Genomic DNA, 14979 nt, shown 5'->3' with positions numbered 1-14979 from the left:
TAACCCTCTCCCGGAGGGAGAGGGGACTGATTGGGGGATATTGGAGAGGTTCACCGACGTGAGAGATTGGTTGTGAATCCATAATCGACACTTTTTTTCAGGTCGATGTATGACGCAAGACAACTCGGTCGGCTCCCTCTCCCCCCGGGAGAGGGCTGGGGTGAGGGGGCTTTTAAGGTTGCCCCCAATCTCAAGTCCGGAACCTGCGCACCAACCCATCCAGCTCATTCGACAGCCCCGCCAGACTCTGTGAATCCAGCCGCGCCGAATTCGCCAGCTCCGCCACCAACTGCGCATCACCATGAATCTGGCTGATATGCCGATTGATGTCCTCAGCCACCTGATGCTGCTCTTCAGCGGCCGTGGCGATCTGCGTGTTCATGTCGCGAATCACATCCACCGACTCACGGATCTGACCGAAGCTTTCTCGCGCTTCGCCGATGCGTGCCACCGATTGCTGCGAAACATCGAGGCTGGCGCGCATCTGCTGAGTCACCGCGCTGGTGCGTTTGGCCAGGTTGCCCAGCAGCCCGTCGATTTCCGCCGTCGAATCCGCCGTGCGTTTGGCCAGTGCGCGAACCTCATCGGCCACCACCGCAAAACCACGACCCTGCTCACCGGCCCGCGCCGCTTCGATGGCCGCGTTGAGCGCCAGCAGGTTGGTCTGTTCGGCGATGGAGCGGATGGTGCCGAGGATCGACTGGATGTCGTTGCTGTCGCGCTCCAGTTGCTGCATCGACTGCGCCGATTGCTCCAGCTCCTGGCTCAGTTGATCGACGCTGTGCACCGCCGCATCGATCTGCTGCTGACCTTCGCGGGCCTGGCGCTGGCCGCTGTCGGCCGACTCCGCCGCCTGGCTGCACGAGCGGGCGACTTCGTTGGCGGTGGCGACCATTTCGTGGAACGCGGTCGAGACCATGTCCACCGCTTCGCGCTGGCGTCCGGCGGCTTCGGCCATGTCGCCGGAGACCCGGGTCGAGCTCTGCGAAGTGGCGAGGATTTTTCCGGCCGCGCCACCGATATGCTGAATCAGGCTGCGGATCGCGGTGAGGAACTGGTTGAACCAGTTGGCCAGTTGCGCGGTTTCGTCGCTGCCACGGATATCGAGGCTCTTGGTCAGGTCGCCTTCGCCCTGGGCGATGCCTTCCAGACCGCTGGCCACACTGCGGATCGGCCGCACGATGAGGCTGGCGAAACTGGCGCCGACCACCGCGAAGAACACCGCCAGCACTGCAGCGATGATCGCGATCAGCCAGGTCAGTTGAGTGGCGGAACTCATCACTTCGTTCTGTTTGATCAGGCCGATAAAGGTCCAGCCCAGTTGCTCCGAGGGCCAGACGTTGGCCATGTAGCGCTCGCCGTTGAGCTCGATGTCAACCAGGCCTTTGCCGGCCTTGGCCAGTTGCGCGTAGCCGTCGCCGAGGCTGTCGAGTCGTTTGAAGTTGTGCTCCGGTTGTTTCGGGTCGACCAGCACCGTGCCGGTGTTTTCCATCAGCATCAGGTAACCGCTTTCACCGAGCTTGATCTGTTTGACGATCTCGGTCAGTTGCTTGAGCGACACGTCAATGTTGACCACGCCACCCTGGGCGCCCAACTGGTTGGCGACCGCGCGCACGGTGCTGACCAGAACCGCGTCGTCGCCGGCCCAGTAATAGGCCTCGGTGCGCAGGGTCTTGCCCGGGTTGGCCATGGCCGTCTTGTACCAGGGGCGGGTGCGCGGGTCGTAGTTGGCCATCTTCGGATCGCCCGGCCAGAAGGCATAGCCGCCGCTGTTCAATCCATAGGAGACGTAGGAGTAGGCCGGGTGGGATTTGGCCAGCCCTTCGAACAGTGCAAACAGTTGCTTGTCGATCTCGCCATCGGAGGTATCGGCGGCGTTGGCGCTCATGCGGCTGCGAACGCTGCCGTCGGCGTTCTTCACCAGCGGCTGCGCCGCCAGGTAATCGACGTTCTGGCTGATGCCGTCGAAAAACAGCTGCATGGCATTGCTGACCTGACGGATCTCGCGCCCGCTGCTGTCGACAAAATCGTCCCGGGCATCGCTGCGCAGGTTCAGTACCACCAGCGTGGCGACCAGCACCACGGGCAAGCAGGCGATGATTGCAAACGCCCAGGTCAACTTCTGTTTGATGTTCATCCGCGCTCCAGATTTTCTTGTAGGCCCACGCAGTGCAGATGACTCGCGGTTATTGGCAGCCGAAAAACCTATTTCTCACCCGTTTCCCTGGGTGCGACATCGAAGATTTTTTTGGAACGATTGTCGGACAAGTTCCTCTGTCTCAGAGGAAATCGGCTGATGAAGAGGGAAATTGAGGCCGGAAGAGAAAATTCTTACGAGCTGTGTGCGGCGGGATGTCAGATTCTGTCGCAAATGCCCTCAAGTCCTGGCGCCTATAAATTCGCCAGCCTCGGCTATGATTCGAAGCGGTCGATAAAGAGGCGAATTGACCTGATTTATCCGGCACAGTGTGTGCATCCACAGGTTCACAGGTCGGCAACCCCTCCCCGTGATGCGAGGATTGCCGTATAACGAATGACATTCGCGTGTTTGGTAATAAAGGACCCACAATAAAAGCTGATGAAGACTCCAAAACGCATTGAACCCCTGATCGAGGACGGTCTGGTCGACGAAGTGCTGCGTCCACTCATGAGTGGCAAAGAAGCAGCTGTTTATGTGGTGCGCTGCGGCAATCAGTTACGTTGCGCAAAGGTCTACAAGGAGGCGAACAAACGCAGTTTCCGCCAGGCGGCCGAATATCAGGAAGGCCGCAAGGTTCGCAACAGCCGACAGGCCCGGGCGATGGCCAAGGGGTCGAAATTCGGTCGCAAAGAGACCGAAGACGCCTGGCAGAATGCCGAGGTCGCGGCGCTGTTCCGTCTGGCCGGCGCGGGTGTGCGGGTGCCCAAGCCGTACGACTTCCTCGAAGGCGTGCTGCTGATGGAACTGGTGGCCGATGAATACGGGGATGCCGCGCCGCGTCTGAACGACGTAGTGCTGGAGCCAGATCAGGCCCGCGAGTATCACGCGTTCCTGATTTCGCAGATCGTGCTGATGTTGTGTACCGGTCTGGTGCACGGTGACCTTTCGGAGTTCAACGTGCTGCTGACGCCGACGGGGCCGGTCATCATCGACCTGCCGCAAGCGGTGGACGCGGCGGGCAACAACCATGCGTTCAGCATGCTGGAGCGTGACGTCGGCAACATGGCGTCGTACTTCGGCCGCTTCGCCCCGGAGTTGAAGAAGACCAAGTACGCCAAGGAAATGTGGGCGCTGTACGAAGCGGGTACGTTGCACCCGGCCAGCGTGCTGACCGGCGAGTTCGACGATCCCGAGGACCTGGCCGATGTCGGCGGGGTGCTGCGCGAGATCGAAGCGGCGCGTCTGGATGAGGAGCGCAAGCAAGCCATCCGTGCGGCGGACGACGAGCCCAAGGGCAAGTCCGACGAACCTCCGCCACCACCGTGGATGCAGTGAGCATCTGAAAAACAAAACCCGGCTTCGGCCGGGTTTTACACATTCAAGGATTGATTGTGACCAGCACTTCCCGCAATGCCCGGCTGATCATCACGGCGCGGCTGATCTCCGATTTCGGCGCGTTCCTCAACATGGTTGCGCTGGCCACTTATGTCTACCTGCTGAGCAACAGCGCGATGAGCGTGGGGATCTTTCTCGCCAGTCGCGTGGGCGGCGGGATTTTTGCCAGCCTGATCGGCACCGCGTTTTATCGTCGATGCAGCGGTCGCTTGCCGTTGATTGCCTTCGATCTATTGCGCGCCACAGTGCTCGGTTTGTTGCTGATCGTGCCGGTCAGCCAGCAAGCGTTGTGGCTGCCGCTGATTGCGTTCGGCCTGGGCTTTGGCAATTCGATGTTCGCCATCGGCCTCAACAGTCAGTTGCCGCGCTTGATCGAGCCGGCGCAGTTGCTCAAGACCAATGCCTGGATCACGTCCGCCTCGTCCATGGCGATGGTCGGCGGCAGTCTGGTGTCCGGGTTGCTGGTCGCGGGGTTTGGTTTTGAAACGGTATTCGCGCTGAACGCGGTGACCTATCTGTTGGCGGCGGTGTTGATTGCGCCGCTGCGGTTCAGTGCACCGGAGCCTTTGGCCGAATCAAGCGATGAGCGCAGCGAATGGTCAGCCTTGGTGCAGGGGTTGCGCAGTGCGCCGGTGGTGGCCGCGATGCTGGCGGTGACCATGGCCGACACCCTTGGCAGCGCTGCGCACAACGTCGGTTTTCCGATCATCTCCAAACTGCTGACGCCGGACTCGGCGAGCACCACGCTGGGCCTGATGCTCGCAGTGTGGGCCGTCGGCAAACTGCTCGGCGCGCGGATCGCCAGTCGCCTGAACGGCACTGACAACATCCATCTGGAGCGCCGCTATTTCGGCGGCGTGCTGCTGATGTCCTGCGGATTCATCCTGATGTTCCAGCAGCACAGCGTCGTCGGTCTGTTGCTGTTTTCGCTGCCGGCCGGGTTGGGCGACGGTTTCTCGGAAGTCGGCTTGATGTCACGTTTGCAACGGGAACCGGAGCCTTTGCGCCTGCCGATCTTCAGCTTCCTGACGCTGTTGCAGATGACCGGGTTCGGCGTCGGCATGCTGATCGCCGCACCGTTCCATGCGTGGTGGGCGCCGGGTGCCGTGGTGCTGCTGTTCCACGGCATTCCCCTCGCCACAGTGCTGTCGATGAAAATCCTGCTGCTCAGGCGCGCGCGGGTTGCGCGCAGCAGCCCGACGCCAGTTCCTTGAGGATCGGACAGTCCGGGCGATGGTCGCCGTGGCAGTGCTCGACCAGATCCTGCAGAGTGTCGCGCAGTTCGCCGAGTTCGCGGATCTTCTGATTCAGCTCGTCGATGTGCTGGCGGGCCAGGGCCTTCACATCGGCGCTGGCGCGCTGGCGATCCTGCCAGAGGGTCAGCAGCTTGCCGACTTCCTCCAGCGAAAAGCCCAGGTCCCGCGAACGCTTGATGAATGCCAGCGTGTGCAGGTCATCGTCACCGTAGACGCGATAGCCGCTGTCGGTGCGATGAGCAGCCTTGAGCAGACCGATCGACTCGTAATAACGGATCATCTTCGCGCTCAGGCCACTGTGGCGGGCCGCTTGGCCGATGTTCATCGGTTGTCCTCCAGATCCTCGGGTTTCCAGGTTTTCAACAGTAGCGCATTGCTCACCACGCTGACGCTCGACAGGGCCATCGCCGCGCCGGCCAGCACCGGATTGAGGAAGCCGAACGCCGCCAGCGGAATGCCGATCAGGTTGTAGACGAAGGCCCAGAACAGGTTCTGGCGGATCTTCGCGTAGGTCTTGCGGCTGATCTCCAGCGCTGCGGGCACCAGCCGTGGATCGCCGCGCATCAGGGTTATGCCGGCGGCGTGCATGGCCACGTCGGTGCCACCGCCCATGGCGATGCCGATGTCCGCGGCGGCCAGCGCCGGTGCGTCGTTGATGCCGTCGCCGACCATGGCCACGACCCCGGTTTTTTTCAGCTCGGCGACAGTGGCGGCTTTTTCCGCCGGCAGCACTTCGGCGTGGACGTTTTCGATGCCCAGCGCTTCGGCAACCACCCGGGCACTGCCGCGGTTGTCGCCGGTCAGCAGGTGGCTGTGGATGTGCTGCGCGGCCAGTTGTTGCACCGCGTGCAGCGCGCCGGGCTTGAGGGTGTCGCCGAAGGCGAACAGCCCGAGTACGCGGGGCGCCGGATTTTGCTCGATCAGCCAGGACAGCGTTCGACCCTCGGTTTCCCAAGCCTTGGCGGACTCGCTCAGGTCTCCGGCATTCAGACCGCTTTCTTCCAGCAAGCGCCGGTTGCCCAGCGCCAGGCGCCGACCATGGAGGCTGCCGGAGATGCCGCGCCCGGTCAGGGACTGGCTGTCGCTGACATCCGGCACGCTCAGACGGCGTTCGGCACAGGCATCCAGCACCGCTTTGGCCAGCGGATGTTCGCTGCCGCGTTGCAGTGCGCCGGCCGCTGTCAGCAGGGCGTTTTCATCACCGTCGATCGCGCTGAAATGCGCGATGCGCGGCGTGCCGGAGGTCAGGGTGCCGGTCTTGTCGAACACCACGGCGCTGACTTCATGGGCACGTTCCAGTGCCTCGGCGTCCTTAATCAAAATCCCGTGACGGGCGGCCACTCCAGTACCGGCCATGATCGCGGTCGGTGTCGCCAGGCCGAGGGCGCAGGGGCAGGCGATTACCAGTACCGCGACGGCGTTGATCAACGCGGTTTCCAGCGGCGCGCCATACAGCCACCAGCCGATCAGCGTGGCCAGGGCCAGCAGCAACACGGTCGGTACGAACACCTGACTGACCTTATCCACCAGTTTCTGGATCGGTGCTTTCGCAGCCTGGGCGTCCTCCACCAGACGGATGATCCGCGCCAGCACGCTTTCCGCACCGAGCGCCGTAGTGCTTACCAGCAAGCGGCCTTCGCCGTTGATCGCGCCGCCGGTGACCTTGTCGCCCGGTTGCTTGGGCACCGGCAGGCTCTCGCCGCTGATCAGTGCTTCGTCGGCATGGCTCTGGCCTTCCAGCACTTCGCCGTCTACCGGGAAGCGTTCACCGGGCTTGACCAGAACTCGGTCGCCAAGACGCAGGGCGCTGATGGCGACGTCCTGTTCACGGCCATCGATGACTTGAATTGCCCGCTCTGGCCGCAAAGCTTCCAGAGCGCGGATGGCGCTGGCGGTCTGGCGTTTGGCGCGGCTTTCCAGGTATTTGCCGAGCAGCACCAGAGCGATGACTACCGCAGAGGCTTCGAAATACAGATGCGGCATGCCTCCGTCGGCGGTGGCCCATTCGTAGAGACTCAGGCCATATCCGGCGCTGGTGCCCAGCGCTACCAGCAAGTCCATGTTGCCGGCGCCGGCGCGCACGGCTTTCCACGCGGCCACATAAAACCGCGCGCCGAAAATGAATTGCACCGGGGTGGCGAGGGCGAACTGCGCCCAGGCCGGCAGCATCCAGTGAATGCCGAACGGTTGCAGCAGCATCGGCAGCACCAGCGGCAAGGCGAGGGCGATGGCGCAGATCAGTGCCCAGCGCTCATGGTCCAGGCGCTGTTGACGATTGTCGGATTGTGGATGTTCGAGTTCGAAGAGGCTGGCCGAATAACCGGCCTTGCTCACGGCGGCGATCAGGGTTTGCGGGTCGACCGCGCCGAGCAATTCGAGGTGGGCGCGTTCATTGGCGAGGTTGACGCTGACGCTTTTCACCCCCGCAACCTTGTTCAGGGCGCGTTCGACACGACCGACGCAGGAGGCGCAGGTCATGCCGTCGATGTTCAATTCCACGGTTTGCTGCGGCACGCTGTAACCGGCGCGTTCGACTGCTTCCATCAGCGCCGGCAGGCTGTCGCCGGGGGCCTGCACCCGGGCCTTTTCGGTGGCGAGGTTGACGCTGACGGCACTGGCGCCGCTGACTTTGCTCAACGCCCGCTCGACACGGCCGGCGCAACTGGCGCAGGTCATGCCGCTGATGGGCAGATCGAAGGTGATGGAATCGGACATCGGTCGTACTCCCTGTAGAAGATGCCTACAGGATCAACCTTGCCATGCTGGCAAGGTCAAGCGCCAATCCGAAAGTGTCAGTAGCCGAGACCGGTCGGCTTGAGGTACATGCCTTCCTGGTTCATCGCGATGCGGAATTTCAGGATGTCGCCGGCATGCAGTCTGATCTCCTGCGAGCCCGGCGCGAGCATGCCCGGGTTGCAACCCGGCATTTGCCCCGGCAGCAGCTTCAGGCGCAGCGAGACATTGCCCGGCGGCAGGTTGAACGATGTGCTTTGCTCCTGAAACAGGCGCGCCGACAGCTGATCCTGGATGTACACGCCGATTTCGCAGGAGGTCGCCACTTCCAGGCGCTCGCGGGAAATGATCAGCACCCCGTAATCTTCCCCGGCGGCTTGCACCGAAGGGATCGCGGCAAAGAGGCTGAGTAAGCCAAACAGGCTGAAAGCTGACCAGCGCATGGCTGAATCTCCTGAATTCATGTCATTGATGCGTGCAGCTTGGCCGAGCGCGGCGCCGATTGCCAGCCCGGCAGTTTTTTGCAGAACTTGACCTTGCCATCGTGGCAAGCCTGAAACTGCCGGCAACCTCACTCAAAGGAGTCATTCCATGCAAGTGTTCACTGTTGAAGGCATGTCCTGCGGTCACTGTGTCAAGGCCGTCACCCAGGCGGTGCAGAGCAAGGATCCGGCCGCCAGCGTGCGGGTCGATCTGGCGGCGAAGGAAGTCGGCGTCGAAAGTGCGCTGAGCGCCGAGCAGGTGATCGAGGCGATCAGCGAAGAAGGCTACGCCATCAAACTCGCCTGATCTTTTTAATAGTTAGCGAGCTACCGGAATGTTCAAGGCGTCCTCGCGCAGCTAGACTGTCGGGCTGCACTCAACTCAACTGCCCGCCCGACCTGGACGCCTGATGAACTTCCGTACCCTTCTGATTCTCGGTGCCCTGACCGCTTTCGGTCCGTTGGCGATCGACTTCTATCTACCCGCGTTTCCCACTATGGCGCTGGCGTTCGGCACCGACGAGAAACACGTCCAGCTGACGCTGTCGGCTTACTTCTTCGGCCTGTCCATCGGTCAACTGGCTTACGGGCCGTTGGCGGATCGCTTCGGCCGGCGGATTCCGTTACTGATCGGTCTGACGCTGTTCACGCTGGCGTCAGTGGCCTGCGCCTATCCGCCGAATCTGGAGTGGCTCATCGCGGCACGGTTGGTGCAGGCGCTGGGCGGTTGTGCGGGGATGGTGATTGCCCGGGCGGTGGTCAGCGACAAGTGCGACGCGGTGGGTTCGGCGAAAGTGTTCTCGCAGCTGATGCTGGTGATGGGGCTGGCACCGATTCTGGCGCCGATGCTCGGCGGTCTGCTGGTCAACACCACGGGGTGGCAGTCGATTTTCCTGGTGCTGACCGGATTCAGTGCCCTGGCCGGACTGGCCGTGGCCCTCGGCCTGCCGGAAAGTCTGCCGGCGCATGTTCCGCGCCAGCCGTTGTCCGGCGCCCTGCGTCAGTACGGTCGGCTAATGGCGGATCCGGTCTACATGGGCCATGCCCTGACCGGCGGTATCGCCATCGCCGGGATGTTTGCCTACATCGCCGGCTCCCCTTTCATATTCATCAAACTGTACGGCGTGCCGGCCGAACATTTCGGTTGGCTGTTCGGCACCAATGCGGCCGGGTTCATTCTGGTCGCACAGGTCAATGCGCGCCTGCTGGCCAAGCGCGGTCCGGCCTTTCTGCTGTCACGGGCGGTCTGGGTTTACCTGGGTGCCGGGCTGACGCTGCTCGCGGTCAGCGCCTTGCACACCGAGTCCCTGTGGCCATTGCTGATTCCCTTGTTCATCTGCGTGGCCAGCCTTGGCTGCATCAGCCCCAATGCGGCGGCGTGTGCGATGAACGGGCAGGGCGGTCGCGCCGGCAGTGCTTCAGCCTTGCTCGGTAGCCTGCAGTTCAGCGTCGCTGCCGGGGCCTCGGCGCTGGTGGGGATCCTGCACGATGGCACCGCCGTGCCGATGGCCATGGTCATCAGCCTGTGTGGTTTGCTGGTGGTGTGCGCAGCGATGCTCACCCGGCGCATCCAGAATGCCCGGGCGCTGGCAAAGGCGCAGGCTGAAAACTGAAACGAAAGCCTCAGCCGACAGCGCGCTGCTGGCCGGGATCGGGAATCTGATGGGGCGCGTGCAGACGCGCTTCGAGGGTGCGGGTGAAGGCCAGCGCTTCGGCCTCACTGCGGAAGGTCACGGCGTGCTGGTCAAGACGAACTTGCCATTGGGACTTTGCCACTTCTTTTATCAGGATCTTCATTGCTGACCTCCCGTACGTAAAAGATTGCATCGCAGAGGTTTCGATTGTAGTCCTGAATACGATCGCAATTGTGACAAGGGTCGAGCATCTGACTGACGGCAAAAAAGCGCCGCAGCCCCCAAGCCAGACATTTTTGGCGCTGGCGAAGGCTGCGGCCTTGCGGGTTTTAGAAACCTTCTAAAACAATTTTCCCCTTGGCCTTGCCGCTTTCCAGCAATTCATGGGCGCGGCGCAGGTTGCTCGCGTTGATCGTGCCGAAGTGCTCGCCGACCGTGGTTTTCAAGGTGCCGCTGTCGATCAGCCCGGCCACTCGATTGAGCAGTTTGTGCTGCTCGATCATGTCCGGCGTTTCGAACAGCGAGCGGGTGTACATGAACTCCCAGTGCAGCGACAGGCTCTTGCGCTTGAGCTTGGTTACGTCCAGCGCTTTCGGATCGTCGATCAGCGCCAGTTTGCCTTGCGGCGCCAGAGCCTCGACCAGTTGGTCCAGGTGCTGTTCGGTCTGGGTCAGGCTGGCGACGTGGGTCACGTGGGCCACACCGGCGCGTTTCAGTTCCTCGCTCAACGGCTGGCTGTGATCAATCACCAGGTTTGCGCCCAGCTCGGTCACCCAGTCGCGGGTCTCAGGGCGGGAGGCGGTGCCGATCACCTTGAGTCCGGTCAACTGGCTGGCCAGTTGGGTGAGGATCGAACCGACGCCGCCGGCCGCGCCGACGATCAGCAGGCTCTGGCCTTCGTCAGTGTTGCCTTCGCGAATCTGCAGACGTTCGAACAACAATTCCCACGCCGTAATGGCGGTCAGCGGCAAGGCGGCAGCTTCGGCGAAGCCGAGGGTTTTCGGCATGTGGCCGACAATCCGCTCATCGACGACGTGCAATTCGCTGTTGCCACCGGCCCGGGCAATGGAGCCGGCGTAGAACACCTTATCGCCGGCCTTGAACAGGGTCACTTCACTTCCGACGGCCTTGACCACACCGGCCACGTCCCAGCCCAGTACCTTGGCGGCGCCGCCTTCCGGCGCGACGTTCTGGCGAACCTTGGTGTCGACCGGGTTGACCGAAATCGCTTTGACTTCCACCAGCAGGTCGCGGGGGCCGGCTACCGGTTCTGGCAGTTCGATGTCTTGCAGGGATTTTTCGTCGCTGATCGGGAGCGAGGCGTAATAGGCGATAGCTTTCATGGAGAACTCCGAAAGTGAATATAGGAAGGTTTCAGGCGATGACGCGCAGGCGCTTGAGTTCGAAGTGTTCGAGGAACGCCTCGGCCTGGCTGCGGAAATGCTGGATATGCGCGCTGGCATCGTGGGCTTGCAAGGCTTCGTCGCTGGCCCACTGTTCGATCATGTAGAAGGCCAGTGGATTGGCCAGGTCCTGATGCAGTTCGTACTGACCGCAACCCGCTTCGGCGCGGGTCGGTTCGATCAGGGCGCGCAGGTGCTGTTCGAGAGCGTCCTGCTGGCCAGGTCGGGCGATCAGGGTGGCAATAGCGGTGAAAGGCTGGGACATGTTCGACTCCGGGACGGGATGAATTCGATGGAAGGCATGATTGGCTATTTCTGCCGGAGATAAAACCGGCTAAAAGAGCAGTCTCTTTCAATGTTTTTTTGATAATCGAGGCTGAGGATGCTGCGTTTCGATGACTTGCAGTTGTTTGTCCGGGCGGCGGATCTGGGCAGCCTGTCGGCGGCGGCGCGGGTGATGGACATGTCCGCCGCGGTGGCCAGTGCCGCGCTCAAGCGGATCGAGCAGCAACTGGGCGCGCGCCTGTTGGCACGCTCCACCCGCAGTCTGCGGCTGACGGCCGAAGGTGAAGGGTTTCTCGAATACGCCCGCGCTGCGTTGAGCAACCTGGATGAGGGGCGCCGCCTGCTGGCCAGCGGGCAGGACCAGGTCAGCGGCATTCTGCAACTGTCGGCGCCTTCGGACTTCGGTCGCAACCTGCTGTTGCCGTGGCTCGATGAATTTCAACGCGAACATCCGAAGCTGACGGTGCGACTGCTGCTGGGTGACCGCATCGCCGACCTGTTTCGCCAGCCGGTGGACATCGCCTTGCGCTACGGCGAGCCGGAGGATTCGAGTCTGGTGGCATTGCCGATTGCCCCGCACAACCGACGGGTACTGTGCGCTTCGCCGCTCTACCTGGCGCGGCACGGCGAGCCGCTGCATCTGGAACAGCTCGCGCAGCACAACTGCCTGCTGTACATGCTCGGTGGCCGGGTGCATGACCACTGGAGTTTTCATGACGGCAAGCGCGAGGTCAGCCTGACCGTCAGTGGCGATCGCTTCAGTGATGATGCCGATGTGGTGCGTCTGTGGGCGGTGGCTGGCGCGGGGATCGCCTATAAGTCGTGGCTTGATGTGGCCGGTGATGTACTGGCGGGGCGACTGAAAGTGCTGTTGCCGGAGCTGCTCTGTGAACGCGCTCCGCTGAATCTGCTGTGCGCCCATCGCGCACAATTGAGTAAGCCAGTGAACCTTCTGAGGGAAATGCTCGCCAGTCGTTGCGCTGAATTGAGTAGCCGATTTCCCGTTTTCTTGGAGACCGATCATTAGTCGCAGGTAAATAGCGAAATTTCTCTCAGGAACAATCACCAGCCACGGCCACTCCGGCGCAGGACGCAGCGAGCAACCCGCTTATACTAGCGACCGCCTGAAGCCCGCACCGACAGGCCGGCAAGAGAACGATCAGACCGGAACCGGCGGGGCAGGAACGAGGGTCGCGACAGTACTGCGGTTTCCTCGCTGCGGCGCGCAAAGTGCCTCGCCTCAAGGCACTTTGCGCGTCTTGGCCGACGACTGATTACTGGTCAAGATGTCTATGAGCAGTAGACGATACGATTCAACAGGGAGTGAATACATGGAACATGCACCTTGCATCAGCCAGATCGCCACGTTGCTGGCCGATCCCAAACGCAGCGCAATGATGTGGGCGTTGATGGATGGCTCGGCGCGGCAGACCGAGGAGCTGGCGTTGCTGGCCGGGCTTTCGCCTTCGTCAGCCAGTGCGCATCTGGGGCGCTTGTCCGCTGGCGGTCTGTTGAAGGTCGAGGCGCGCGGACGCAAACGCTTCTTTCGTCTGGCGGCTCCTGAAATCGGTGCGGCCATCGAGGCGCTGGCCAGTGCCACCCTGGCCAGCGCCCCGCGAGAAATCCCCGACGTGTTCAAGCGTGCCTCGCCGGTCGTCAGACCCCAGGCCGCGCCGTCTTCACTGCTGCGCGCGCGGTTTTGCGACGACCATCTCGGGGGCACGCTGGCCGCCGATCTGTACCAGCGGCTGCTTGACGCCGGCTGGATCGAGCAGCTTGAAAACCGGGTGGTCGTGACGCACAAAGGCTCGACACAACTGGCCGGGCGCGGCGTTTACATCCAGGCCCTGGCTCACCGCAACGCCCAGGTGGCGTGTGCTTGCCCGGACTGGAGCGAGCGTCGTCCGCACATGGGAGGCTCGCTGGGGGCGGCGTTGTTGCAGCTGTTCATGCAGTCGGGCTGGCTGGTGCTGCCCAAGGACTCCCGTGCTTTGCAACTGACGGCGGCGGGCCAGCGGGAAATTCATCGATTTGCCTGTGAAACCGAGCTGGAAATGGCGTTATAGAGCGCTTTCTTCCACGGATGTACTCCTGAACGTCGCCAACGGCTGCGAACAAGTCGCATCTGGCACAGGCGCGCAACCGCTATCGCGCACACTCGATCCGGGGACTTTTCGGATTGAGGAGGTGGCATGGACACGGGAAACTACAGCGCGGCAGATCGACTGGAACGCCTGCCAGTCAGCGGTTATCACCGGATCATCTTCATCATCATCGCCCTGGCGTTTTTCTTCGACTCCATGGATCTGGCGATGATGACCTTCCTGCTCGGCTCGATCAAAGCCGAGTTCGGCCTGAGCAGCGCCGAGGCTGGTCTGCTGGCCAGTTCGAGCTTTTTCGGCATGGTGCTGGGGGCGTCGCTGTCCGGGATGCTGGCTGATCGATTCGGCCGAAAACCGGTGTTCCAGTGGAGCATCGTCCTGTGGGGGCTGGCCAGTTACCTGTGCTCCACGGCGCAGACGGTCGAAAGCCTGACGCTGTTTCGCATCCTGCTGGGAGTCGGCATGGGCATGGAGTTTCCGATTGCTCAGTCGATGTTGTCGGAGTTGATCCCCGCCCAGCGTCGCGGGCGCTATATCGCCTTGATGGACGGTTTCTGGCCTCTGGGTTTTGTCGCGGCGGGCGTGCTGTCGTATTTCCTGCTGCCGTTGATTGGCTGGCGCGACATCTTTCTGGTACTGGCGGTGCCGGCGGTGTTCGTGCTGGCGATCCGCTTTTTCATTCCCGAGTCGCCGCGCTGGCTGGAACAGGCCGGCAAACATGACGCAGCGGACAAGGTTTTGTGCGGCATCGAGGCGCGGGTACGGGCATCGCTGGGCGGTGCTGCATTGCCGGCGCCGGTTCGTCTGCCTCGGAGCGTGACCCCGCCGGGCCATTTCCTTTCGGCGCTCAAACAGATCTGGTCGCCGCAGTATCGCCGGCGCACGACGATGATCTGGAGCCTTTGGTTCTTCGCGCTGCTCGGCTTCTACGGCCTGACCTCCTGGCTCAGCGCGCTGCTGCAACAGTCGGGGTTTGCGGTCACCCAGTCGGTGTATTACACGGTGCTGATTTCCCTCGGCGGGATTCCCGGTTTCCTGATGGCGGCCTGGCTGGTGGAGCGCTGGGGACGCAAGCCGGTGTGCATCGTCACGCTACTCGGCGGCGGGGTGATGGCGTTTCTATATGGGCAGAGCGCAGTGTTCGGCGGCAACGTGGCGCTGCTGATCGGCACGGGGCTGTTGATGCAGTTTTTCCTGTTCGGTATGTGGGCGGTGCTCTACACCTACACGCCGGAACTGTACCCGACCTCGGCGCGGGCGACGGGCTCGGGGTTCGCCTCGGCCATCGGGCGCGTGGGTTCGCTGCTCGGGCCGTTGGTCACCGGGCTGGTGTTCCCGATCACCGGGCAGGGCGGGGTATTTGCGCTGGGAGCGCTGTGCTTTGCGATTGCGGCGGGGGTAGTGTGGCTGTTCGGGATGGAGACCCGGGGCAAGACGCTGGAAGAGCTGACGGAAGCTCAGGTCGCTGGCTGAATACAGATCCTATTGTGGGAGCCAGCCTGCTGGCGATTGCGGACTTTCAATCAACACAGATGTTGAATGTAACGGC

Annotated in this window: 14 protein-coding genes and 1 pseudogene; 7 read left to right on the top strand and 8 right to left on the bottom strand. The window is 62.4% G+C overall.

Annotated features, from left to right (window positions below):
- Positions 1-190: 190 nt before the first annotated feature.
- Positions 191-919, bottom strand: coding sequence for a methyl-accepting chemotaxis protein (locus L6D74_RS30275; RefSeq protein WP_371320909.1), 729 nt, complete (start codon positions 917-919; stop codon positions 191-193).
- 129 nt (positions 920-1048) lie between these two features.
- Positions 1049-1981: pseudogene (locus L6D74_RS30270) on the bottom strand (cache domain-containing protein); the annotation flags it as partial.
- A gap of 597 nt (positions 1982-2578) precedes the next feature.
- Between L6D74_RS30270 and L6D74_RS29345 the strand changes: the two are divergent.
- Positions 2579-3475, top strand: coding sequence for a PA4780 family RIO1-like protein kinase (locus tag L6D74_RS29345; protein WP_236191593.1), 897 nt, complete (start codon positions 2579-2581; stop codon positions 3473-3475).
- Between the two features lie 56 nt (positions 3476-3531).
- Complete coding sequence (locus L6D74_RS29340) at positions 3532-4749, top strand: MFS transporter (RefSeq protein ID WP_236191591.1); 1218 nt, start codon at positions 3532-3534, stop codon at positions 4747-4749.
- On the opposite strand, the gene cueR is transcribed toward L6D74_RS29340, so the two are convergent.
- The 3 genes from cueR to L6D74_RS29325 form a co-directional block, all read right to left on the bottom strand.
- Positions 4703-5116 carry a Cu(I)-responsive transcriptional regulator gene (gene cueR / locus L6D74_RS29335; protein ID WP_007958485.1) on the bottom strand — a complete coding sequence of 138 codons (414 nt, stop codon included), beginning with the start codon at positions 5114-5116 and terminating at the stop codon, positions 4703-4705. The two genes, L6D74_RS29340 and cueR, sit on opposite strands and share 47 nt — an antisense overlap.
- A complete protein-coding gene (locus L6D74_RS29330) occupies positions 5113-7506 on the bottom strand; it encodes a heavy metal translocating P-type ATPase (protein WP_236191586.1) in 2394 nt (797 codons plus the stop codon). Before L6D74_RS29330 ends, cueR begins: the two co-directional genes overlap by 4 nt.
- A 77-nt stretch (positions 7507-7583) precedes the next feature.
- The gene (locus tag L6D74_RS29325) at positions 7584-7967 is read right to left on the bottom strand and encodes a hypothetical protein (RefSeq protein ID WP_064593272.1); all 384 of its coding nucleotides are present in this window, start codon (positions 7965-7967) and stop codon (positions 7584-7586) included.
- 148 nt (positions 7968-8115) lie between these two features.
- On the opposite strand from L6D74_RS29325, the gene L6D74_RS29320 reads away from it, so the two are divergent.
- Together L6D74_RS29320 and L6D74_RS29315 are read left to right on the top strand one after the other, a co-directional pair.
- Complete coding sequence (locus L6D74_RS29320; RefSeq protein WP_007958490.1) at positions 8116-8313, top strand: heavy-metal-associated domain-containing protein; 198 nt, start codon at positions 8116-8118, stop codon at positions 8311-8313.
- A gap of 103 nt (positions 8314-8416) precedes the next feature.
- Complete coding sequence (locus L6D74_RS29315; protein ID WP_236191584.1) at positions 8417-9619, top strand: multidrug effflux MFS transporter; 1203 nt, start codon at positions 8417-8419, stop codon at positions 9617-9619.
- Positions 9620-9629: 10 nt separating this feature from the next.
- Here the strand turns inward: L6D74_RS29315 and L6D74_RS29310 are convergent, their stop codons facing one another.
- The 3 genes from L6D74_RS29310 to L6D74_RS29300 form a co-directional block, all read right to left on the bottom strand.
- A complete protein-coding gene (locus tag L6D74_RS29310) occupies positions 9630-9803 on the bottom strand; it encodes a hypothetical protein (protein WP_166742328.1) in 174 nt (57 codons plus the stop codon).
- Positions 9804-9969: 166 nt separating this feature from the next.
- A complete protein-coding gene (locus tag L6D74_RS29305) occupies positions 9970-10983 on the bottom strand; it encodes a zinc-binding alcohol dehydrogenase family protein (RefSeq protein ID WP_236191582.1) in 1014 nt (337 codons plus the stop codon).
- A 31-nt stretch (positions 10984-11014) separates the two neighbouring features.
- Positions 11015-11308, bottom strand: coding sequence for a putative quinol monooxygenase (locus L6D74_RS29300; protein ID WP_011332308.1), 294 nt, complete (start codon positions 11306-11308; stop codon positions 11015-11017).
- Between the two features lie 117 nt (positions 11309-11425).
- Here L6D74_RS29300 and L6D74_RS29295 point away from each other — a divergent pair, with 117 nt between their 5' ends.
- From L6D74_RS29295 to L6D74_RS29285, 3 genes are all read left to right on the top strand, one after another.
- Entirely contained in the window at positions 11426-12355 is a 930-nt protein-coding gene (locus L6D74_RS29295; protein WP_064593275.1) for a LysR family transcriptional regulator, read from the top strand.
- Between the two features lie 304 nt (positions 12356-12659).
- Positions 12660-13394 (top strand): ArsR/SmtB family transcription factor, encoded by a 735-nt coding sequence (locus tag L6D74_RS29290; protein ID WP_064593276.1) that lies wholly within the window; start codon positions 12660-12662, stop codon positions 13392-13394.
- A 126-nt stretch (positions 13395-13520) separates the two neighbouring features.
- Positions 13521-14903, top strand: coding sequence for an MFS transporter (locus L6D74_RS29285; RefSeq protein WP_236191580.1), 1383 nt, complete (start codon positions 13521-13523; stop codon positions 14901-14903).
- Positions 14904-14979: the final 76 nt, after the last annotated feature.

Origin of the sequence: Pseudomonas pharyngis (genome assembly GCF_021602345.1) — a bacterium.
Classification (GTDB): domain Bacteria; phylum Pseudomonadota; class Gammaproteobacteria; order Pseudomonadales; family Pseudomonadaceae; genus Aquipseudomonas; species Aquipseudomonas pharyngis.
Note: the sequence above shows the minus strand (reverse complement) of the source record. Positions and strands in the feature narration are given on the sequence as shown.